Consider the following 21,059-nt stretch of genomic DNA (forward strand, 5'->3'; position numbering starts at 1 on the left):
CCTGCCCATGAGCCACATCCCGAAATCGGAATATGCCCGCCGCCGCAAGGCGCTGATGGCGCAGATGGTGCCCAACAGCATCGCCATCCTGCCTGCTGCCGCCGTGGCCATCCGCAATCGCGACGTGGAGCACGTCTACCGCCAGGACAGCGACTTCCAGTACCTGAGCGGCTTTGCCGAGCCCGAGGCGGTGATTGCCCTGATTCCGGGGCGCGAGCATGGCGAGTATGTGCTGTTCTGCCGCGAGCGCAATCCCGAGCGCGAGCTGTGGGACGGCCTGCGGGCCGGGCAGGAGGGGGCAATCCGCGATTTCGGTGCCGATGACGCTTTTCCCATCAGCGATATCGACGACATCCTGCCCGGCCTGATCGAGGGGCGCGACCGCGTCTATTCGTCGATCGGCAGCCACCCCGAGTTCGACCGGCACCTGATGGACTGGATCAACAGCATCCGTTCCAAGGCGCGTCTGGGCGCCCAGCCACCCAATGAATTCGAGGCGCTCGACCACCTGCTGCACGACATGCGCCTGTACAAGTCGGCCGCCGAGGTCAAGGTCATGCGCCGGGCCGCCGATATTTCCGCACGCGCCCATGTACGCGCCATGCAGGCCTGTCGTGCCGGGCTGCACGAGTACAGCCTGGAGGCCGAGCTGGACTACGAGTTCCGCAAGGGCGGGGCGAAGATGCCGGCCTATGGCTCGATCGTCGCGGCCGGTCGCAATGCCTGCATCCTGCATTACCAGCAGAACGATGCGGTGCTGCGCGACGGTGATCTGGTGTTGATCGACGCCGGCTGCGAAATCGACTGCTATGCCAGCGACATTACCCGGACCTTCCCCGTGAGCGGCCGCTTTTCACCCGAACAGAAAGCCATCTATGAGCTGGTGCTCGAGGCGCAGCAGGCGGCCTTCGCCGCCATCGGCCCCGACAAGCACTGGAACCAGGCCCATGAAGCGACGGTCCAGGTCATTACCCGGGGGCTGGTGCGGCTGGGCCTGCTCAAGGGTGAGGTCGACGAGCTGATCGCCCGCGATGCGCACCGCGCGTTCTACATGCACCGCGCCGGGCACTGGCTGGGGCTGGATGTGCACGATGTCGGCGAGTACAAGGTCGGCGGCGAGTGGCGGGTGCTCGAACCCGGCATGACCTTGACCGTTGAACCTGGCATCTACATAGCGCCCGACAACCTCAGCGTTGCGAAGAAGTGGCGCGGCATTGGCGTACGAATCGAGGACGATGTTGTGGTGACCAAGAAAGGCTGCGAGATTCTTACCGAGGCAGTGCCCAAGTCGGTCGCCGAGATCGAGGCGCTGATGGCCGCCGCACGGGCGGACGCATGAGCCGCTTCAACCTGGCCATCATTGGTGGCGGGCTGGTCGGCGCGAGCCTGGCCCTGGCGTTGCAGGCCGGGGCCAGGGCGCGCGGCTGGAAGATCGTGCTGATCGAGCGTTTCGCGCCGGGCGATGCCTATCAGCCCAGCTATGATGCGCGCTCCTCGGCGTTGTCCTTCGGCACCCGGCAGATCTACGAACGCCTGGGCTTGTGGCCGGCGATCAGCCAGCGCGCCGAAGCGATCCGCCAGATCCACGTGTCCGACCGCGGTCGCTTCGGCACCGCGCGGCTTCGTGCCGATGACGAGGGCGTGCCGGCCTTGGGCTATGTGGTGGAGAACGCCTGGCTGGGGCAGTGCCTGTGGCAGGCGCTGGACCAAGAGGTCGTGAGCTGGCGGTGCCCAGCGGAAGTGACTCGGATGCAGGCGCTGGCTGACGGCCATGAATTGACCCTGGACGACGGCACTCAGCTGCAGTGCGACCTGGCCGTGCTGGCCGACGGCGGTCGTTCCGAGTTGCGCGAGCAGTTGGGCATCGCCGTGCAACAGACGCGCTACGATCAGGACGCCCTGATTGCCAACGTCACCCCAGGCAATGCGCACCAGGGCCAGGCGTTCGAGCGCTTCACCGATGACGGGCCGATGGCCCTGTTGCCGTTGCCCGACAACCGCTGCGCACTCATCTGGACCCGTACGCCCGCCGACATTCGACGCTTGCAGGGCTTGCCCGACCAGGCATTTCTGCAAGAGCTGCAGGCGGTGTTCGGCTATCGCCTGGGCACGCTGCAGCGCGTCGGTGCTCGGCACGTCTACCCGCTGTCGCTGGTGCAGGCCGAAGAGCAGGTGCGCTCCAATCTGGTCGTGCTCGGCAACGCGGCGCATGCCTTGCACCCCATCGCCGGGCAGGGCTTCAACCTGTCGATGCGCGACGTGCAGGCGCTGGCCGAGGCCTTGCTCGCCAGCACCGGTCATTTGGGGCAGCTATCCCTGCTGCGTGGCTATGCGCAACGCCAGCGCCTGGACCAACGGCTGACCGTGGGCTTTTCGGACCAGTTGACGCGGCTGTTCGCAACGCCCGATCCCTGGCTTGCAGTAGGCCGTAACCTAGGCCTGCTGGGGCTCGATCTGCTACCGCCGGCCAAGCGCTGGTTCGCACGCCAGGCCATGGGCCTGGGCACTCGGTCGGAGATCGAAGGGCAATGAATACAGTGACCCATACGAATGAACTGCGCGCCGAACTGGTCATCGTCGGCGCGGGCATGGTTGGCAGCGCGCTGGCACTTGCCCTGCGTGACAGCGGCCTGGATATCCTGCTGATCGACGGCGGGCCGTTGACCGGCAAGCCTTTCGACGCACTGGCGCCGTTCGAGGCTAGGGTCAGTGCGCTGTCCGTGGCCAGCCAGCGCATTCTTCAGCGCCTGGGCGCCTGGGACGGTATCCAGGCGCGGCGTGCCAACCCCTACGGCCACATGTGCGTATGGGACGGCAGCGGTACCGGGCAGATCAATTTTTCCGCGGCCAGCGTGCATGCCGACACGCTGGGGCACATTGTCGAGAATCGCGTGGTTCAGGACGCGCTGCTCGAGCGGTTGCAGGACAGCGGAATCCGTCTGCTGGCCAATGCCCGGCTGGAGCAGTTGCGCTATTCGGGCGATGACCGACTGTTGACCCTGGCCGGTGGCCAGACCGTGCGTACCCCGCTGGTGATCGCCGCAGACGGCGCGCATTCGGCCGTCCGTGGTCTGGCGGGTTGCGAGACGCGCGAGTGGGATTACCTGCACCACGCCATCGTGACCAGCGTGCAGTGCAGCGAGGGGCATCGCGATACGGCCTGGCAACGTTTTACCGATGACGGCCCGCTGGCGTTTCTGCCTCTGCAGCGCGGAGATGGCAAGCATTGGTGCTCGATCGTCTGGTCGGCCACGCCGGAGCAGGCCGAGCGCTTGATGGCGCTGGATGACGCCGCGTTCTGCAAAGCCCTGGGGCAGGCCTTCGAGGGCCGTCTGGGCGAGGTGGTCGCTGCCGATGCCCGCCTGTGCGTACCATTGCGCCAGCGGCATGCCAAGCGCTACGTGGAGACCGGCCTGGCGCTGATCGGCGATGCCGCGCACACCATCCATCCGTTGGCCGGGCAGGGGGTCAACCTGGGTTTGCTCGACGCCGCCGTGCTGGCCGAAGAGCTGATACATGCCCGACAGCGAGGCGAACGGCTCGCCGGCCTGCCCGTGCTGAGCCGCTATGAGCGTCGGCGCATGCCGCACAACCTGGCCTTGATGGGGGCCATGGAAGGCTTCGAGCGCCTGTTCCAGGCCGATCAGCTGCCGCTGCGCTGGCTGCGCAACACGGGCTTGAAATGGGTGGAACGACTACCCGAAGCCAAGGCGCTGTTCGTCCGCCAGGCGCTTGGCCTCACGGGGGATCTGCCTGCGCTGGCACGCCTGTAGGCATGAGGTGTGATCAATGGCTGGTAACATTTGGTAACGGCTGGACCCCAAGTTCGGTTGAGAAGCTAAATGTGATTCACTACCATTTCGCCCTCACTCGAATGGCAAGGGTTCCCTCATGATGGCGCGCAAACGTCTTCTCGCTGCACTGGCGCTCTGTCTGTTGGGTGGCAACGCCCACGCTGCCGATGAAGTGGTCGTCTATTCTTCGCGCATCGACGAGCTGATCAAGCCGGTGTTCGACGCCTACACCGCGAAAACCGGGGTCAAGGTCAAGTTCATCACCGACAAGGAAGCGCCGTTGATGCAGCGCATCAAGGCCGAAGGGCAGAACGCCACGGCCGACCTGCTGCTCACCGTCGACGCCGGCAACCTGTGGCAGGCCGAGCAGATGGGTATCCTGCAACCCATCACGTCAGCCGTCATTGACGGCAACATTCCCGCGCAATACCGTGCCGCGTCCCATCAATGGACCGGCCTGAGCCTGCGCGCGCGGACCATCGCCTACGCCAGCGAACGGGTCAAGCCGCAGGAGCTGAGCACCTACGAGGCCTTGGCCGACAAGCAGTGGGAAGGGCGGTTGTGCCTGCGTACGGCGAAGAAGGTCTACAACCAGTCGCTGACCGCCACGTTGATCGAGACCCATGGCGCAGAGAAGACCGAGCAGATTCTCAAGGGCTGGGTGAACAACCTGTCCACCGACGTGTTCTCCGATGACATTGCGGTGCTGCAGGCCATCGACGCCGGGCAGTGCGACGTGGGTATCGTCAACAGCTACTACTATGGGCGCCTGCACAAGCAGCAGCCGAATCTGGGCGTGAAGCTGTTCTGGCCGAACCAGGGCGATCGCGGCGTTCATGTGAACCTGTCGGGCATTGGCCTGAACAAGTATGCACCGCATCCGCAGGCGGCCATTGCGCTGGTCGAGTGGATGACCGGGCCGCAGGCGCAGGCGATCTTTGCCGGGGTGAACCAGGAGTTTCCGGCCAACCCGACGGTGGCTCCATCTGCCGAAGTCGCCAGTTGGGGTGAGTTCAAGGCCGACACCCTGCCCGTGGAAGTGGCCGGCAAGCGTCAGGCCGAGGCGATCCGGTTGATGGACCGTGCGGGCTGGAACTGAGCTGATATCGGTGGGGCGGCCTTCGCGGGCAGAGACCCGCTCCCACAGAAGAACGGGTGCTATTGGTGCCTTTTTGCTTCCGCTGTGGGAGCGGGTCTCTGCCCGCGAACGGCGCGCCACCGTACATGCTGACACTGCGTAGTAAGCTCCACACGGCAGTGGACGGCGTCGAGAAGCCTGCAACCTGAAAACCACGAGTGAATCCATTGTCTTCTTCCGTCCAACGCCGTTGGTACCCGCTGGTCCTGGCCGTGGTCGGGCTGGTGCTGCTGCCGTTGAGCGTGCTTGTGCTTTCCTGGCAAAGCATCGACATGCAGATATGGTCCCACCTGTGGGATACGCAGATGCCGCGCCTGCTGGGCAATACGCTTACCCTGGTGCTGGGCGTAGGTACGGGCGTGACGGTGCTTGGCGTCAGCCTCGCCTGGCTTACCAGCCTGTGTGAATTCCCCGGCCGGCGCTGGCTCGACTGGGCCTTGATGTTGCCGTTTGCCATTCCGGCCTACGTACTGGCGTTCGTCTTCGTCGGCCTGCTGGATTTTGCCGGGCCGGTGCAGAGCCTGCTGCGCGAGTGGTTCGGCAGCGGCCTGCGCCTGCCGCGGGTGCGCTCCACGGGAGGGGTCATCATCGTTCTGGTGCTGGTGTTCTACCCGTACGTCTACCTGCTGGCGCGGACCGCGTTCCTGGCCCAGGGCAAGGGCTTGATGGAGGCGGCGCGCATGCTCGGCCAATCCCCCTGGCAAGCCTTCTGGCGAGTGGCCTTGCCGGTAGCCCGGCCGGCCATCGGTGCGGGCGTGGCACTGGCATTGATGGAAACCCTGGCGGATTTCGGCGCTGTGGCGGTGTTCAATTTCGACACCTTCACCACGGCCATCTACAAGACCTGGTACGGCTTCTTCAGCCTCTCCAGCGCGGCGCAGCTGGCCAGCCTGCTGTTGCTGGCCGTGATGCTGGTGCTTTACGGCGAGCGGCGTGCGCGCGGTCAGGATCATGCGGCCAACGAACGCCCGCGTGGGCAGGCGCTGTATCGGCTGCGCGGGCTCAAGGCATGGGTGGCCAGCGGCTGGTGTGCGCTGGTGTTCGCCTGCGCCTTCGTCGTGCCCATGCTGCAGTTGGTCGTGTGGTGCTGGCAGCGCGGGCGCTTCGACCTCGACGAACGTTACCGTGAGCTGATCGTGCATACCCTGTACCTGGGCGCCATGGCCGCGCTGATCACGGTCACGGTAGCGCTGCTGCTGGCGTTTGCGCGGCGGCAGGCGCCCACGCGAGGCATTCGCGCCGGTGTGGCGGTGGCGAACCTGGGCTATGCCTTGCCGGGGTCGGTGCTGGCGGTGTCGCTGATGCTGGCTTTCAGTTTTCTCGACCGCGAGCTGGTCGTGCCGTTGTCCGGCTGGCTGGGGGGTGCCGGGCGGCCATTGCTGCTGGGCAGCGTGGCGGCGCTGCTGGTGGCCTATCTGGTACGGTTCATCGCAGTGGCCTATGGGCCGCTGGAAAGCAGCCTGGCGCGGATTCGCCCCTCGCTGCCGGAGGCGTCACGAAGCCTGGGAGTGGGTGGTCCGCGGCTGTTCTTCAAGGTCTATCTGCCCCTGTTGCTGCCCGGCACGCTCAGCGCCGCGCTGCTGGTGTTCGTCGACACGCTCAAGGAGATGCCGGCGACCTTGCTGATGCGCCCGTTCGGCTGGGACACGCTGGCGGTGCGGGTATTCGAAATGACCAGTGAAGGCGAATGGGCGCGGGCGTCGCTGCCGGCCCTGACCCTGGTGCTGGTCGGCCTGCTGCCGGTCATCGGGTTGATTCGACGTTCGGCGCGCCAGGTCGGTCGAAACCACTGACCGGCTACGCGACCTTGTCGCTGCAGATATCACCACCGCGACCTTGTCGCTACAGATATCACGCCCGCGACCTTGTCGCTACAATGCGCCGCATCCGGCGCAGGCACCAAGGACAATTCGCCTGCGCTTTCGCCACGCCCGGAAGGAGAAACCCATGGGACAGCGTACGCCTCTGTATGACCTGCATCTTGCCCTAGGCGCAAAGCTGGTCGATTTTGGCGGTTGGGACATGCCCCTGCATTACGGCTCGCAAGTCGAAGAGCATCATCAGGTACGTCGCGATTGCGGCGTCTTCGACGTGTCGCATGTGACCGTGATCGACGTCCAAGGGCCGGACGCCCGGGCGTTCCTGCAATACCTGCTGGCCAATGATGTGGCCACCCTAACTGGCGCAGGTCAGGCCTTGTACAGCGCCATGCTCAACGCCGAGGGCGGGGTCGTGGACGATCTGATCGCCTACTGCACCGAGGAAGGCTATCGCCTGGTGGTCAATGCGGCGACCCGTGACAAGGACCTGGCCTGGCTGAGCGCCCAGGCAGGCACGTTCGATGTGCAATGGCGCGAGCGCCCCGAGCTGGCGTTGCTGGCCGTGCAGGGGCCGCAGGCACGGCGCAAGGTCGCCGACCTGCTGGGCAGCCAACGCCGCGAGCTGCTTTTGCAGCTGAACCCTTTCGAAGGCCGTCACCATCGCGACTGGTTCATCGCCCGCACCGGTTATACCGGCGAGGACGGTATCGAGATCGTCTTGCCTGCCGCGCAGGCGGTCGATTTCTTCAACGAATTGATCGGTGCGGGCATTTCGCCCATCGGCCTGGGCGCGCGCGATACGCTGCGTCTGGAAGCCGGGATGAATCTGTATGGCCAGGACATGGACGAGGCGCATTCGCCGCTGGCGTCCAACATGGCCGGCAGTGTGGCGTGGCAACCGAGCTCGCGCGCCTTCATCGGGCGCGAGGCGCTGGAACGTGAACGGGCCGCCGGGCCGGCGATGAAACTGGTCGGCCTGGTGCTCGAAGAACGCGGGGTGCTGCGCGCGCATCAGGTGGTCCGCATCGCCGGAGTTGGCGAAGGAGAGATCACCAGTGGTAGTTTCTCCCCTACGCTGAGCAAGTCGATTGCATTGGCGCGTGTACCGATGGCGACCGCGGACCGTGCGGAAGTCGAGATACGTGGCAAATGGTACCCGGTACGGGTGGTCAAGCCGACCTTCGTCCGGCATGGTAGAACCCTGATCTGAATCGTATGGCGGGCTGGCCGCTGACCCTTGTTGAGGACAATGTTATGAGCGATATCCCTGCTGAACTCCGTTTTGCCGAAAGCCACGAGTGGGCACGCCTGGAAGCAGATGGCACGGTGACCGTGGGCATCAGCGATCACGCCCAGGAAGCCTTGGGTGACGTGGTGTTCATCGAGCTGCCGGAAGTCGGCAAGGTCTTCGCCGCCGGTGATCAGGCGGGCGTGGTCGAGTCGGTCAAGGCCGCTTCGGACATCTACTCCCCAGTGGGGGGCGAGGTGATCGCGATCAACGAAGCGTTGGCCGATGGCCCGGAAAGCGTCAACGGCGAACCCTATGGCGCCTGGTTCTTCAAGCTCAAGCCAAGCGCTGCCAGTGAGCTGGACACGCTGCTCGACGCCGCCGGCTACAAGGCCGCCATCGGCGAATGACGGCCAGCGGGGGCGGCCATCGCCGCCCCCCGTGCGTTCAATACGGTCGATCCCCCATTATCGTCGCTCGATGCATCACGCGTCGCTGCGGGCGGTAGTCGTCTATCGCGTAATGCTGGGTCACGCGGTTGTCCCAGAAGGCCACGTCCCCTTGGCGCCATTGCCAGCGTACGCAGAACTCCGGACGCGTGCTGTGGGCGAACAGCAGGTCGAGCAGCGCCTGACTTTCAGCTGTCGAAAGTTCGTTGATGTGGGTGGTGAAACCATCGCTGACGAACAACGCCTTGCGCCCGCTGACCGGATGGGTCCGTACCACCGGGTGTGACAGCGGGGGATGTTGCCGGCGGGTCTGCTCCCAGCGCGCCAATGCCTGGGCATCGTTGCCAAAGCGTTCGAGCGGGAACGATTTGGCGAAATCATGGGTGGCGGTCAGACCGTCGAGCAGGGCCTGCATGGGCCTGGACAGCGCCTCGAATGCCGCGATTCCGCTGGCCCAGCAAGTGTCCCCGCCAAAGGGCGGTACCTGCTGGGCGGTCAGTATGGCGCCCATCGCCGGTTCCGCCAGAAAGGTCACGTCGGTGTGCCAGATGGCGTTGTCGCGTACGTCGGTCACGGCGGTGTCGAGCACCAGCACGTCGGGTTGCCCCGGCACACCGGGATAGATCGGATGAACGTGCAGGTCACCGAACTGCTGCGCCAGCCGTGCCTGCTGAAAAGGGGTCAGCGGCTGGTCGCGCCAGAACAGCACCTGATGGGCGAGCAGCGCGGCGTCGATCTCGCGCTGCTGGGCCGGGGTCAGTTCCCGACTGAGGTCGACGCCTTCGATGACCGCGCCGATAGTTGGGCTCAAGGGGGTGATGTGCAGAGTCATGTTGGTCAGCTCTGTTGGCAAAGTGGCTGGTTCAGTGGCTCTGGCCGTGCCAGGGCACCAGGCGCCGCTGCAGGGCGCGCAGGCCCATTTCCAGAGCGAAGGCGATCAGTGCGATTACCAGGATGCCCAGCACCACCACATCGGTGACCAGAAATTGCGCGGCCGACTGCACCATGAAGCCCAGGCCGCTGGTGGCTGCGATCAACTCAGCGGCCACCAGGGTCGACCAGCCGACGCCCAGGCCGATGCGGATACCGGTGAGGATGTCCGGCAGCGCACTGGGTATGATCACGTGGCGGATCAGTTGCGCCCGGGTGGCGCCCAGCGATTGCGCGGCGCGCAAACGGGCGGGATCGACATTGCGCACCCCGGTGGCCGTGGCGATGGCAATCGGCGCGAAGATGGCCAGGTAGATCAGCAACACCTTGGAGGTTTCGCCGATGCCGCACCAGATCACGATGAGCGGCAGGTAGGCCAGCGGTGGAATGGGTCGGTAGAACTCGATCAGCGGGTCGAGAATGCCTTGCGCTATGCGGTTGTGGCCAATGGCGATGCCCACCGGAATGGCGAACAGCACGGCGAATGCCAAGGCCAGGCCGATGCGCCCCAGGCTGGCACCCAAATGTTGCCACAACGTGGCGTCCATATAGCCCTGGGTTGCCAGCAGCCAGGCTTTGTCCAGCACCGCGCCGGGCGGGGGCAGGAACAGGGGCTCTATCAGCTCGGTGGCGGTTACCGCCCACCACAGTGCCAGCACGCCTGCCAGGGTCAGCGTGCTGATGGCGCGCGTACTCAAGCGCCAGGGCCGGCGCGCGGCAGGTGCGCGGGCGCTGTCGAGAGCGTGCGTCGGGTAGAGGCTCATGCCGGCTCCTTGCGCGCAATAGCGCCCTGTGTGACAACGCGCTGGGCGAAAACCTGGGCAAGGACGTGCTCGCGGGTTTCGATGAATCGGCGGTCGGACTTGATCGCCCGGGCGCTCTCGCCAGCGGCATAGCGCTGGCCGAAGTCCAGGCTCAGGCGCTCCTCGACATGGCCGGGGTTGGGCGCCAGCAGAATCAGGTCGGTGGCCAGGAATACCGCTTCTTCGATGTCGTGGGTAATCAGGAACACCGGCTTGGCGGTACGTTGCCAGACCTGCAACAGCAGTTCCTGCATCTGCTCCCGGGTGAACGCATCCAGCGCGCCGAACGGCTCGTCCATCAACAGCACCTGCGGGTCGGCCGCCAGCGCTCGAGCCAGGCCCACGCGTTGACGCTGGCCACCGGAGAGTTGCCATATCTGTCGCTCGCCGAAACCTGCCAGGTCGACCAGCGCAAGCATGTCCCGCGCCCGCGCCTCACGCTGCGCTCGGCCGGTGCCTGCCAGTTGCAAACCGAAGGCGACATTGGTCAGGACGTCCTGCCAGGGCAACAAGGCGTCATCCTGAAAGACCACGCCACGGTCGGCCCCCGGGCCTTTCACCGCGACGCCGTCCAGCGTGATACGGCCACTGCTGGGGGGCACGAAACCGGCGATCAGGTTGAGCAGCGAAGTCTTGCCGCTGCCCGATGGGCCCAGCGCGACGCACAGCTGCTGTGGCCCCAGGCTCAGCGAGATGTCCTGCAGCACCGGCTGCGCGGCGCCCGGGTAGTGGGCGCCGATACGGTCGAGAATCAATTGGGCCACGGTCGAACTCCGGTTGGCGTGCGCGCGATCACTGAACGAACCGGGCGCTGACGTACGGCGTGTAGTCAGGCAGCAGCGCTTCCAGCTTGCCCTGCTCCTTGAGGAACTCGGCCGTCTTGGCCACCGCCTGCGCGGTGCCGCCACCCAGCAGCGCGGCGGAGGCCTGGGCCTGGGCATCAGGGTAGGTGGAGCCGGCGAGCAGGTCGGGGACGTCGGTGGCGTTGGCCCCCGTCAATTTGGCGATCTTGCGCACCGGCTCGGAATCGGCGGTCCACTGCGCCTGGTTCTTCGCGTAGTCGGCGAACGAATCCAGCGTGACCTTGGCGAACCGGGCGATCACCTCGGGGTGCTTCTCGGCGTAATCCTTGCGCGCCACCCAGACCTCGAAAGTCGGTGCGCCCCACTGGCCGACCTGTGCGGCATCGGTCAGGGTCTTGCCGCTCTTGCGGATCTCGCCCAGGGCCGGCGACCAGACGAAGGCGCCATCGATGTCGCCACGTTTCCACGCAGCGGCAATTTCGGCCGGCTGCAGGTTGACGACCTTGACCTTGCCTTCCAGACCCCAATGCTTCAATGCGCCGAGCAGGCTGTAGTGGGAAGTGGACACGAAAGGCGTTGCAATGGTCTTGCCGACCAACTGCTGCGGATTGTCGATACCGCTGCCGTTGCGCACCACCAGGGCTTCGGCGGAATTGATCTGCGCCGAAACGATGAAGGCGACGATGGGCAGCTTGCGTGACGTGGCGGCTGCCAGCGGACTCGATCCCAGGTTGCCGATCTGTACATCGCCCGAGGCAATCGCCGTGACCACTTCCGGGCCACTGTTGAAGCGCCGCCAGTCGATCTTCTCGCCAATGGCCTTTTCATAGGTGCCATCGGCCTGGGCGACCTTGCTGGGGTCGATGCCGGTCTGGTAGCCGACGGTCAACGTGGCGGCCTGGATGCCCATGGCCAGGCTGGCCAGGGCCAGGGTGCTGACCAGTTTTCGTGCGAAATGCTGCTTGGCCATGGTGGCTGCCTTTTGCGAGAGTCGGGTGGCTGAGGACCTTCGAACCCGCGCTGCCAAAGCGCGAAACGGCAAGTGTCGGAAGGGCGAATGAGGGCGAATCTAAACGATATAAGAAACGGCTTTGAAATACCGTTTGGGAATTAGCTTATGTTTTGCAACTGGATTGAACTTTTTTGTTTGGACGCTCAAGGTTGTTATGCATTTAAATTCTAAAAAAACTTGAAACAATTCTTTTTGGTTTTGTGAAAATTTCGTTAACCTCGGCAACCAGAGTTTGGCTTAGACCAAGGTCTCGAATCGGCTTGTAAACATTGACTAACCGGTCACGCTTTGGCGCTAATCGCGCATCTGCGGACAAGGGGCGCCAGACCCCCGACCAAAGACACCACAAAAATTAGAAACCAGAGGAGCATCACATGTACAAGCAGTCGCTCGCCGCAGCCATCGCGCTCGCCAGCATCTCCACCAGTGTCTACGCCGCCGATCCGGCACCCTCGGGTTTCCTCGAAGCCAGCAAAGCAACGCTGAGCTCGCGGACCATGTATTTCCGCAACGATACCCGTGAAGGCACGGCGAACGACCAGGAAGAATCGGCTCAAGGCTTCCTCTTCAACTTCATTTCTGGCTACACCCCCGGCACCGTCGGCTTCGGTCTGGACGTGCAGGGCATGACCGGCATCCACCTGGACGGCGGCCGCGGTCACCACCCGAACAACAACAGCTTCTTCCCCAGCGACACCGACGGTTCGGCCGAGAAGTCGTGGTCGCGTGTAGGCGCCAACGGCAAGGTCAAGTTCGCCAAGACCGAACTCAAGGTGGGTAGCGCACTGCAGCCCAACCTGCCGATCCTGGTATCCAACGATGGTCGCTTGCTGCCTGCGGTTTACCAGGGCGGTATCCTGACCTCCAAGGACCTGGACAACTTCACCTTCACCGCCGGCCGCCTGAACAAGTCTGCGGGCCGTGCCACCAGCAACTACTCGGGCCTGGGCCTGAACGGCGGTACGCAGGACTCGAACAACTTCCAGTTCGCCGGTGTCGACTGGAAGGCCACCAAGGACCTGACCCTGCAGGTCTACCACGCGCAGCTGGAAGACTATTACAAGCAGACTTTCCTCGGCGCCGTGCACGTACTGCCATTGGGTGAAGACCAGTCGTTCAAGACCGACCTGCGCTACTTCGACAGCAGCTCCGACGGCAAGAACGGTGATGCTGGCTACCGCTTCAACAACAACAGCGGCTACGCCAAGAACCCAGGCGAAGTCGACAACAAGACCTGGAGTGCCATCTTCACCTACAGCATCGCTGGCCACGCATTCCTGGCCGGTTACCAGCAAGTGGGCGACGACGGCGGCATGCCGTTCATCAACAACGGCAGCGTTGTCGATGGCAACAACCGCAACGAAGGCAACGGCGGTTCCAGCGTCTATCTGTTCACCGACAGCATGGTCAACTCGTTCACCCGCGCTGGCGAAAACACCACGTTCGCCCAGTACTCCTATGACTTCAGCCGCATCGGCGTCCCTGGCCTGAAAGCCTCGGTTGCCTACCTGCATGGCGACGACATTCGCGCGGCCGGTACCGGTGACTCGAACAACTCCGAGTGGGAACGCGACATGCGCGTCGACTACGTGATCCAGAGCGGTCTGCTGAAGAACTTCGGCGCCACCCTGCGTAACGGTACCTACCGCAGCGACGTCGGCACCAACACCGATCAGACCCGTCTGATCTTCAACTACACGTACGCTTTCAAGTAATACGTGCCGTTGGAAAAAGCCCGCCTTGTGCGGGCTTTTTGTTTTCTGCCCTGGCGTTATTCCCGTTTCGCCTAGCCCCAGCACGATCCATTCTTTTTGTTTCCGGGCCGCTCAGTGCACAGTCATGCGCACAACAGCCCAGGAGCATCACCATGACCATTCGACTCGGCGACATCGCCCCCGATTTCCAGCAGGACTCGAGCCAGGGCACCATCAGCTTCCATCAGTGGCTGGGCGACCAATGGGGGGTGCTGTTCTCGCACCCCGCCGATTTCACGCCGGTGTGCACCACCGAACTGGGTTTTACCGCCAAGCTCGCCGACGAGTTTGCCAGGCGCAACGTCAAGGCCATCGCGCTGTCGGTGGATCCGGTCGAATCCCATCATCGCTGGATCGGCGACATCGACGAGACTCAGGGCACCACAGTGAATTTCCCGATCCTGGCCGATGCCGACCGCAAGGTGTCCCAGCTCTACGATCTGATTCACCCGAACGCCAGTGACACCCTTACGGTGCGTTCGCTGTTCGTCATCGACCCGAACAAGAAGGTGCGGCTGACCATCACGTACCCGGCCAGTACCGGGCGCAATTTCCACGAGATCCTGCGGGTGATCGATTCGCTGCAATTGACCGACAGCCACAAGGTTGCCACCCCGGCCAACTGGCAGGATGGCGATGACGTGGTGATCGTGCCTTCGCTCAAGGACGAAGAGGAAATCAGGCAGCGCTTCCCCAAGGGCTACACGGCAGTGAAACCCTACCTGCGCCTGACCCCGCAGCCCAACCGCTGATCTGAACCTGATACAACTTGCCCTCTGTAGCAGCGGCGCAAGCCGCGTCCGGGACGTCGCGGTGTATCGAATGCGCCGCATGGCCCGCTGACGCGGCTTGCGCCGCGGCTACAGGTATCGCGGTGATATCCATGCGGTGTGCGCAGCAGGGATAGGAAAATGCAGGTATATGTTTTTATCGAATAACCAAATGAATAAATATGATTTAAAGATATAAATCCTGCCTGCTACTGTTCCTTCCATTCCGGCGACTTCTCCAGAAGCGCTCCGATTTCGCTATTCAAGGATTTACCCCATGCTGGTCGTATCCCTGGGCGGCAGCCCCAGCCTGCGCTCGCGCTCTGGTGTACTGCTGGAGCGCAGCAAGCAGTGGCTGCAACGACAAGGCGTCGAAGTGGTGACGTTTCAGGTACGGGACTTCCCGGCCGAAGACCTGCTGCATGCCCGCTTCGACAGCCCGCACGTACTGCATTTCAACGAACTGGTCGGCAAGGCCGATGGCCTGGTGGTTGCCACGCCGGTATACAAGGCGTCGTTCTCCGGTGCGCTGAAGACGCTACTGGACCTGCTTCCCGAGCGTGCCCTGAGCAACAAGGTGGTGCTGCCCATTGCCACCGGTGGCAGCATCGCCCACATGCTGGCGGTGGACTACGCGCTGAAACCAGTGCTGGCTTCGCTCAAGGCCCAGGAAATGCTCCAGGGCATCTTCGCCGACGACAGCCAGATCGCCTATGGCGAAGGCAGTCATGCAGCCCAGTTGGCGCCGGCGCTCGAGCAGCGCCTGGAAAATGCGCTGCAGGAGTTTCATGCCTTCCTGCTGCGCAAACCACAGACCCATGACCCGGCCTTGCTCATGCAAAGCCTGCGCAGTGCCCGCTGGAGCATCTGATTCCAACCGCCGCTCGCGGCCGCGACACTTTTCGCTGTACCCACCTTACTGGCCCGCCAACGGGCAAGCAGGTGCAACCCAATTCCCCCTGCAGAAGGAGAGTGCCATGCGCACCCTGTTCTTGCGTCGTGGCGTGGTCGCACTGTTTGCTGCGGCTGTGTCGTTCGGCGCCATCACCCAGGCCCAGGCTGAAACCCTGCGCATCGGTTACCAGAAATACGGCACGCTGGTGCTGCTCAAGGCCAAGGGCACCCTGGAGAAACGCCTGGCGGCGCAGGGCGTGGACGTCAAATGGACCGAGTTTCCCGGCGGCCCGCAGTTGCTCGAAGGGCTGAACGTCGGTTCGATCGATTTCGGCGTGACCGGTGAAACCCCGCCGGTATTCGCCCAGGCCGCCGGGGCCGATCTGCTGTATGTGGCCTACGAGCCGCCGGCCCCGACCAGCGAAGCGATCCTGGTACCCAAGGATTCGACGATCCGCTCGGTCGCTGAACTCAAGGGCAAGAAGGTTGCGCTGAACAAGGGTTCCAACGTGCATTACCTGCTGGTGCGCGCGCTGGAAGAAGCCGGGCTCAAGTACTCCGACATCCAGACCGTCTACCTCCCGCCTTCCGCTGCCCGCGCGGCGTTCGAGCGCGGCAGCGTCGATGCGTGGGTGATCTGGGATCCCTACCAGGCAGCGGCCGAGCAGCAGTTGCAGGCGCGCACCCTGCGCAACGGCCAGGGCATCGTCGACAACCTGCAGTTCTACCTGGCCACCAAACCCTATGCCGAGCAGCACCCCGAGGTGATCACCGCGCTGGTCGAGGAGGTACGCGCCGTGGGCGAGTGGTCCAAGGCGCATCCCGAAGAAGTGACCGCCCAGGTCGCACCGTTGCTGGGCCTGCCAGCGGACATCACCCTGACTTCGGTGAAACGCCAAGGCTACGGCGCGCAATTTCTCAACCCGCAGACCGTTGCCGCGCAGCAGAAGATCGCCGACAGCTTTCACCAGCTCAAGCTGATCCCCAAGCCGCTGCGCATTCAGGATGTCATCTGGACACCGCCGGCCAACGTTGCCAAGGCACCGTGATCCGCTGCGCCCCCGCCACCGCACAACCGCACCGGTGCCCGCGCATCGGTTCCGAGCCACGTCAGGAGACAACTCCATGAGCCTCAATATTTTCTGGTTTCTTCCCACCCACGGCGACGGTCATTACCTGGGCACCTCCGAAGGTGCACGGGCGGTCGACCACGGTTACCTGCAACAGATCGCGCAGGCGGCCGATCGCCTCGGCTACGGCGGCGTACTGATCCCTACCGGGCGCTCCTGCGAAGACTCCTGGCTGGTGGCGGCCTCGTTGATTCCGGTCACCCAGCGCCTGAAATTCCTGGTTGCCCTGCGCCCTGGAATCATCTCGCCCACCGTGGCCGCGCGTCAGGCAGCGACCCTGGACCGCTTGTCCAACGGCCGCGCACTGTTCAACCTGGTCACTGGCGGCGACCCTGACGAGCTGTCCGGCGACGGTCTGTTCCTTACCCACGAGGAGCGCTACGAGGCGTCGGTGGAATTCACCCGTATCTGGCGCCGCGTGCTGGAAGGCGAAACGGTCGACTACGATGGCAAGCACCTCACCGTCAAAGGCGCCAAGCTGCTCTATCCGCCGGTGCAGCAGCCGCGTCCGCCGCTGTACTTCGGCGGGTCTTCCGATGCTGCTCAGGACCTTGCCGCCGAACAGGTGGAGATGTACCTGACCTGGGGCGAGCCACCGGCAGCGGTGGCCGAGAAGATCGCCCAGGTGCGCGAGAAGGCCGCCAAGCTCGGCCGGACCGTACGCTTCGGAATCCGCCTGCACGTGATCGTGCGTGAAACCAATGCAGAAGCCTGGCAGGCCGCCGAGCGGCTGATCGCCCATGTCGACGACGATACCATTGCCCGCGCCCAGGCTTCGCTGGCGCGCTTCGATTCGGTGGGTCAGCAGCGCATGGCCGCATTGCATGGCGGCAGCAAGGACAAGCTGGAGGTGAGCCCCAACCTGTGGGCCGGCGTCGGGCTGGTGCGTGGCGGAGCTGGCACTGCGCTGGTCGGTGACGGCCCGACGGTGGCCGAGCGGGTCAAGGAGTACGCCGCACTGGGCATCGACACGTTCATCTTCTCCGGCTACCCGCACCTGGAAGAGTCGTACCGCGTGGCCGAGCTGTTGTTCCCGCACCTGGACGTGCAGCGCCCGGAAGCGCCGACCGGCGCCAACTACGTCAGCCCGTTCGGTGAGATGGTGGCCAACGACATTTTGCCCAAGGCCGCCCAGCGCTGAGAAACTGCCATGAGTACAACGAGCAAAATCATCCACCGGCTGGCGCCCTGGGCGCTGCCGGTGGGTCTGCTGTTGATCTGGCAGCTGGCGGTCAGCGTCGGCTGGCTGTCGACGCGGATCCTGCCAGCGCCCAGCGCGGTGTTCGCGGCAGGCGTCGCGCTGTTCAAGTCCGGGGAGATCTGGACGCACCTGGCCATCAGCGGTTGGCGCGCGGGCATCGGCTTCGCCATCGGTGGCGGCATCGGTCTGCTACTGGGGCTGATCAGCGGCCTGTCGCGCTGGGGCGAGCGCCTGCTCGACACCTCGGTGCAGATGATCCGCAACGTCCCGCACCTGGCGCTGATTCCGCTGGTGATTCTGTGGTTCGGTATCGATGAGTCGGCGAAGATCTTTCTGGTCGCGCTGGGCACATTGTTCCCTATCTACCTGAACACCTACCACGGCATCAAGAACGCCGACCCCGCGTTGGTGGAAATGGCACGCAGCTATGGCCTGTCCGGATTTCGTTTGTTCTGGCAGGTGATTCTGCCCGGGGCGTTGCCTTCCATTCTGGTCGGCGTGCGTTTCGCCCTCGGCCTGATGTGGCTGACGCTGATCGTTGCGGAAACCATTTCCGCCAGCTCCGGCATCGGTTACCTGGCCATGAACGCGCGCGAATTCCTGCAGACCGACGTGGTGGTGCTGGCCATCGTGCTCTATGCGATTCTCGGCAAGCTGGCCGATTTGGCGGCGCGTGGGCTGGAGCGAGTGTGGCTGCGCTGGCACCCGGCCTACCAAACCAAGGGAGGTGCAGCATGACCGTTTTCAAGGAACAGCCGCAGAACCTGCGGCGCGGGATTCCACTGGCGGTTCGCCAGCTACGCAAGACCTTTGGCGAGCGCGAGGTACTGCGCGAGATCGACCTGAACATTCCGGCCGGGCAGTTCGTGGCCATCGTCGGCCGCAGCGGGTGCGGCAAGAGCACCTTGCTGCGCCTGCTGGCAGCACTCGACCAACCCACCAGCGGACAACTACTGGCAGGTTCCGGTCCGCTCAGCGATGCGCGCAACGACACCCGGCTGATGTTCCAGGAAGCCCGCCTGCTGCCATGGAAACGAGTGATCGACAACGTGGGCCTGGGGCTGTCCGGCAATTGGCGCGAGCAGGCCTTGCAGGCGCTCGAAGCGGTGGGCCTGGCCGAGCGCGCCGATGAGTGGCCGGCGGGGTTGTCCGGCGGGCAGAAGCAGCGCGTGGCGCTGGCGCGGGCCCTGATTCACAAGCCGCGGCTGTTGCTGCTGGACGAGCCCTTGGGGGCGCTGGATGCGCTCACGCGCATCGAGATGCAGCAGTTGATCGAGAGCCTGTGGCGCAAGCACGGTTTCACCGTGTTGCTGGTAACCCACGATGTGGCCGAGGCGGTGGCGATTGCCGACCGGGTGATTCTGATCGAGGAGGGGCGCATTGGTCTTGACCTGGCCGTCGAGTTGCCACGTCCGCGCGCTCGCGGTTCCCATCGCCTGGCGGCGCTGGAAAGCGAAGTGCTCAATCGAGTATTGGCGCTGCCGGGCAATCCACCGGAGCCCGAGCCGCCGTCGCCGTTGCCGACCCAGTTGCGCTGGGCACGCTGATCCGGACGCGGTACGTCAGGTATCCGCACGTACCGCCGACGCGGCTCGCGCCGCTGCTACAGGGACTGCATACCTAGACGAAACGGCGATCCCCCGTAGCAGCGACGCGAGCCGCGTCCGGGTGCGATGCGGTGTATCTGCCGCACGCAGTCCAGAAGACACGTGAAGCCCCCGTAGCAGCGGCGCGAGCCGCGTCCGGGGACGACGCGGTATACCTGCTGCACCGCCGCCCAGCAAATGCGTTCGTGAACACCGCGGCATGGCAGGCATACCGCGGCGCCCGGCCGTTACACGGTGTGCAGGTACCAGTTGTACTCGAGGTCCGAGATGGAGTGCTCGAATTCTTCCAACTCGCTTTCCTTGCAGGCCACGAAGATATCGATGTATTTCGGATCGATGTATTTGGCCAACACCTCGCTGTCGTCCAGCAGGCGCAGGGCATCGCGCAGGTTGGTCGGCAGGCTCTGCTCGTTCTGCTCGTAGGAGTTGCCCGTCACCGGCTCGTTGGGCTCGACCTGATTGGTCAGGCCGTGGTGCACGCCGGCCAATACTGCGGCCATCAACAGGTAAGGGTTGGCATCGGCGCCGGCAACGCGGTGTTCCAGGCGCACGGCATCCGGGGTTCCGGTAGGCACGCGCAGGGCAACGGTACGGTTGTCCAGGCCCCAGCAGGGCGAGTTGGGCACGTAGAACTGAGCACCGAAGCGGCGGTACGAATTGACGTTCGGGCACAGGAACGCCATCGACGCGGGCAGGGTCTCGAGCACACCGCCGATCGCGTGACGCAATGCGGCGTTCTGCTCGGGATCCTCACTGGTGAAGATGTTCTTGCCGTCCTTGTCCAGGATCGAGATGTGCACGTGCAGACCGTTGCCCGCCTGGCCCGGATACGGCTTGGCCATGAACGTGGTGTCCATCTCGTGGTCGTAGGCGATGTTCTTGATCAGGCGCTTGAGCAGCACTGCATAGTCGCAGGCCTTCATGGCATCCGGAACGTGATGCAGGTTAACCTCGAACTGCGCCGGCGCACTTTCCTTGACGATGGCGTCGGCCGGGATGCCCTGTTCCTTCGCCCCTTCGAGGATGTCCTGCAGGCAGTCCACGTACTCGTCCAGGTCGTCGATCAGATACACCTGGGTCGAATGCGGACGCTTGCCGGAGATCGGCGAGCGCGGCGGCTGCGGTCGACCGTTCACGTTTTCCTGGTCGATCAGGTAGAACTCCAGCTCGAAGGCGGCGCAGATGGTCAGGCCCATGGCGTCGAACTTCTCGACGACCTGGCGCAGCACTTCACGCGGGTCGGCGAAGAACGGCTCGCCTTCGAGTTCGTGCATGGTCATCAGCAACTGCGCGGTAGGGCGCTTCTGCCAAGGCTCGTTGCACAGGGTGTCGGGAATGGGGTAGCAGATACGATCGGCATCGCCGATGTCCAGGCCAAGACCGGTGCTTTCCACGGTAGAGCCGTTGATGTCCAGGGCAAACAGCGAGGCGGGCAGGTTGATGCCTTTCTCGTAAACCTTGTGGAGGCTGGTGCGCTCGATGCGCTTGCCACGCACCACACCATTCATATCTGCAATCAGAAGGTCGACGTACAGAACCTCAGGATGTTCCTTAAGGAATGCGTTCGCTTCGTTAAGCTGAACGGCACGCGGGGGTACCGACATGATGCAACACCTTTGTTGTTAAAAATATCAATCATTGGGTCGAACAGGTTTCAGTCAATCCGAAAGCCAACACTAAGTCAAGCGAGCCGGGTTTTGCCCTGAAAGAGCGCTGTTGAGCCTCT

General features: G+C 64.1%; 18 protein-coding genes and 1 pseudogene. 14 read left to right on the forward strand and 5 right to left on the reverse strand.

Annotation, left to right across the window (positions count from 1 at the left end; all coding sequences use genetic code 11):
- Positions 1 to 7: 7 nt before the first annotated feature.
- The 7 genes from pepP to gcvH all read left to right on the forward strand — a co-directional run bounded on the left by pepP (position 8) and on the right by gcvH (position 8,390).
- Entirely contained in the window at positions 8 to 1,339 is a 1,332-nt protein-coding gene (gene pepP, locus IFT76_RS16985) for a Xaa-Pro aminopeptidase (RefSeq protein WP_185794702.1), read from the forward strand.
- Entirely contained in the window at positions 1,336 to 2,532 is a 1,197-nt protein-coding gene (ubiH, locus tag IFT76_RS16990; protein ID WP_122479891.1) for a 2-octaprenyl-6-methoxyphenyl hydroxylase, read from the forward strand. The genes pepP and ubiH overlap by 4 nt, the downstream gene beginning before the upstream one ends.
- Before the next feature lie 23 nt (positions 2,533 to 2,555).
- Positions 2,556 to 3,773: a 2-octaprenyl-3-methyl-6-methoxy-1,4-benzoquinol hydroxylase gene (locus tag IFT76_RS16995; protein WP_192059560.1), complete on the forward strand. Its 1,218-nt coding sequence runs from the start codon at positions 2,556 to 2,558 to the stop codon at positions 3,771 to 3,773.
- A gap of 118 nt (positions 3,774 to 3,891) precedes the next feature.
- Complete coding sequence (locus IFT76_RS17000; protein ID WP_185794704.1) at positions 3,892 to 4,893, forward strand: extracellular solute-binding protein; 1,002 nt, start codon at positions 3,892 to 3,894, stop codon at positions 4,891 to 4,893.
- Positions 4,894 to 5,099: 206 nt separating this feature from the next.
- The gene (locus tag IFT76_RS17005; RefSeq protein ID WP_192059412.1) at positions 5,100 to 6,725 is read left to right on the forward strand and encodes an ABC transporter permease; all 1,626 of its coding nucleotides are present in this window, start codon (positions 5,100 to 5,102) and stop codon (positions 6,723 to 6,725) included.
- 154 nt (positions 6,726 to 6,879) lie between these two features.
- Complete coding sequence (gene gcvT, locus IFT76_RS17010; RefSeq protein WP_192059414.1) at positions 6,880 to 7,962, forward strand: glycine cleavage system aminomethyltransferase GcvT; 1,083 nt, start codon at positions 6,880 to 6,882, stop codon at positions 7,960 to 7,962.
- A 44-nt stretch (positions 7,963 to 8,006) separates the two neighbouring features.
- Complete coding sequence (gene gcvH / locus IFT76_RS17015; RefSeq protein WP_122479886.1) at positions 8,007 to 8,390, forward strand: glycine cleavage system protein GcvH; 384 nt, start codon at positions 8,007 to 8,009, stop codon at positions 8,388 to 8,390.
- A gap of 37 nt (positions 8,391 to 8,427) precedes the next feature.
- Here gcvH and tauD read toward each other — a convergent pair whose 3' ends face one another.
- The 4 genes and pseudogenes from tauD to tauA form a co-directional block, all read right to left on the reverse strand.
- Positions 8,428 to 9,261 (reverse strand): taurine dioxygenase, encoded by an 834-nt coding sequence (tauD, locus tag IFT76_RS17020; RefSeq protein WP_192059416.1) that lies wholly within the window; start codon positions 9,259 to 9,261, stop codon positions 8,428 to 8,430.
- Positions 9,262 to 9,292: 31 nt separating this feature from the next.
- Positions 9,293 to 10,060 (reverse strand): annotated as a pseudogene (gene tauC / locus IFT76_RS17025) (taurine ABC transporter permease TauC); the annotation flags it as partial.
- A 59-nt stretch (positions 10,061 to 10,119) separates the two neighbouring features.
- Positions 10,120 to 10,926, reverse strand: a complete 807-nt coding sequence (tauB, locus tag IFT76_RS17030) for a taurine ABC transporter ATP-binding subunit (RefSeq protein WP_192059420.1) — start codon at positions 10,924 to 10,926, stop codon at positions 10,120 to 10,122.
- Positions 10,927 to 10,954: 28 nt separating this feature from the next.
- The gene (gene tauA, locus IFT76_RS17035) at positions 10,955 to 11,935 is read right to left on the reverse strand and encodes a taurine ABC transporter substrate-binding protein (RefSeq protein ID WP_192059422.1); all 981 of its coding nucleotides are present in this window, start codon (positions 11,933 to 11,935) and stop codon (positions 10,955 to 10,957) included.
- 416 nt (positions 11,936 to 12,351) lie between these two features.
- Between tauA and IFT76_RS17040 the strand changes: the two genes are divergently transcribed.
- From IFT76_RS17040 to ssuB, 7 genes are all read left to right on the forward strand, one after another.
- Positions 12,352 to 13,692, forward strand: a complete 1,341-nt coding sequence (locus tag IFT76_RS17040; protein WP_122479881.1) for an OprD family porin — start codon at positions 12,352 to 12,354, stop codon at positions 13,690 to 13,692.
- A 152-nt stretch (positions 13,693 to 13,844) separates the two neighbouring features.
- The gene (locus IFT76_RS17045; protein WP_122479880.1) at positions 13,845 to 14,483 is read left to right on the forward strand and encodes a peroxiredoxin; all 639 of its coding nucleotides are present in this window, start codon (positions 13,845 to 13,847) and stop codon (positions 14,481 to 14,483) included.
- Between the two features lie 295 nt (positions 14,484 to 14,778).
- Positions 14,779 to 15,372: an NADPH-dependent FMN reductase gene (ssuE, locus tag IFT76_RS17050; RefSeq protein ID WP_122479879.1), complete on the forward strand. Its 594-nt coding sequence runs from the start codon at positions 14,779 to 14,781 to the stop codon at positions 15,370 to 15,372.
- 106 nt (positions 15,373 to 15,478) lie between these two features.
- Positions 15,479 to 16,444, forward strand: coding sequence for a sulfonate ABC transporter substrate-binding protein (locus IFT76_RS17055; protein WP_192059424.1), 966 nt, complete (start codon positions 15,479 to 15,481; stop codon positions 16,442 to 16,444).
- Between the two features lie 76 nt (positions 16,445 to 16,520).
- Positions 16,521 to 17,666 (forward strand): FMNH2-dependent alkanesulfonate monooxygenase, encoded by a 1,146-nt coding sequence (gene ssuD / locus IFT76_RS17060; RefSeq protein ID WP_185794713.1) that lies wholly within the window; start codon positions 16,521 to 16,523, stop codon positions 17,664 to 17,666.
- Between the two features lie 9 nt (positions 17,667 to 17,675).
- Positions 17,676 to 18,464: an aliphatic sulfonate ABC transporter permease SsuC gene (gene ssuC, locus IFT76_RS17065; RefSeq protein ID WP_192059426.1), complete on the forward strand. Its 789-nt coding sequence runs from the start codon at positions 17,676 to 17,678 to the stop codon at positions 18,462 to 18,464.
- On the forward strand, positions 18,461 to 19,273 hold the full coding sequence (gene ssuB / locus IFT76_RS17070) for an aliphatic sulfonates ABC transporter ATP-binding protein (RefSeq protein ID WP_122479875.1): 813 nt from the start codon (positions 18,461 to 18,463) through the stop codon (positions 19,271 to 19,273). Before ssuC ends, ssuB begins: the two co-directional genes overlap by 4 nt.
- A 287-nt stretch (positions 19,274 to 19,560) precedes the next feature.
- Here ssuB and IFT76_RS17075 read toward each other — a convergent pair whose 3' ends face one another.
- Positions 19,561 to 20,937 carry a glutamine synthetase family protein gene (locus IFT76_RS17075; RefSeq protein ID WP_122479874.1) on the reverse strand — a complete coding sequence of 459 codons (1,377 nt, stop codon included), beginning with the start codon at positions 20,935 to 20,937 and terminating at the stop codon, positions 19,561 to 19,563.
- Positions 20,938 to 21,059 lie beyond the last annotated feature (122 nt).

The sequence above is a fragment of the Pseudomonas sp. CFBP 13727 genome (assembly GCF_014841915.1).
GTDB classification, from domain to species: Bacteria; Pseudomonadota; Gammaproteobacteria; order Pseudomonadales; family Pseudomonadaceae; genus Aquipseudomonas; species Aquipseudomonas baltica.

What these genes read in the sequence shown, in the direction of transcription:
- gcvH (WP_122479886.1), top strand. Translation starts at nt 8,007, where the DNA reads ATGAGCGATATCCCTGCTGAACTCCGTTTTGCCGAAAGCCACGAGTGG.
- ssuC (WP_192059426.1), top strand. Translation starts at nt 17,676, where the DNA reads ATGAGTACAACGAGCAAAATCATCCACCGGCTGGCGCCCTGGGCGCTG.
- pepP (WP_185794702.1), top strand. Translation starts at nt 8, where the DNA reads ATGAGCCACATCCCGAAATCGGAATATGCCCGCCGCCGCAAGGCGCTG.
- IFT76_RS17040 (WP_122479881.1), top strand. Translation starts at nt 12,352, where the DNA reads ATGTACAAGCAGTCGCTCGCCGCAGCCATCGCGCTCGCCAGCATCTCC.
- tauD (WP_192059416.1), bottom strand. Translation starts at nt 9,261, where the DNA reads ATGACTCTGCACATCACCCCCTTGAGCCCAACTATCGGCGCGGTCATC.
- IFT76_RS17055 (WP_192059424.1), top strand. Translation starts at nt 15,479, where the DNA reads ATGCGCACCCTGTTCTTGCGTCGTGGCGTGGTCGCACTGTTTGCTGCG.
- ssuB (WP_122479875.1), top strand. Translation starts at nt 18,461, where the DNA reads ATGACCGTTTTCAAGGAACAGCCGCAGAACCTGCGGCGCGGGATTCCA.
- tauA (WP_192059422.1), bottom strand. Translation starts at nt 11,935, where the DNA reads ATGGCCAAGCAGCATTTCGCACGAAAACTGGTCAGCACCCTGGCCCTG.
- IFT76_RS17075 (WP_122479874.1), bottom strand. Translation starts at nt 20,937, where the DNA reads ATGTCGGTACCCCCGCGTGCCGTTCAGCTTAACGAAGCGAACGCATTC.
- gcvT (WP_192059414.1), top strand. Translation starts at nt 6,880, where the DNA reads ATGGGACAGCGTACGCCTCTGTATGACCTGCATCTTGCCCTAGGCGCA.
- ssuE (WP_122479879.1), top strand. Translation starts at nt 14,779, where the DNA reads ATGCTGGTCGTATCCCTGGGCGGCAGCCCCAGCCTGCGCTCGCGCTCT.
- ubiH (WP_122479891.1), top strand. Translation starts at nt 1,336, where the DNA reads ATGAGCCGCTTCAACCTGGCCATCATTGGTGGCGGGCTGGTCGGCGCG.
- ssuD (WP_185794713.1), top strand. Translation starts at nt 16,521, where the DNA reads ATGAGCCTCAATATTTTCTGGTTTCTTCCCACCCACGGCGACGGTCAT.
- IFT76_RS17000 (WP_185794704.1), top strand. Translation starts at nt 3,892, where the DNA reads ATGATGGCGCGCAAACGTCTTCTCGCTGCACTGGCGCTCTGTCTGTTG.
- IFT76_RS17045 (WP_122479880.1), top strand. Translation starts at nt 13,845, where the DNA reads ATGACCATTCGACTCGGCGACATCGCCCCCGATTTCCAGCAGGACTCG.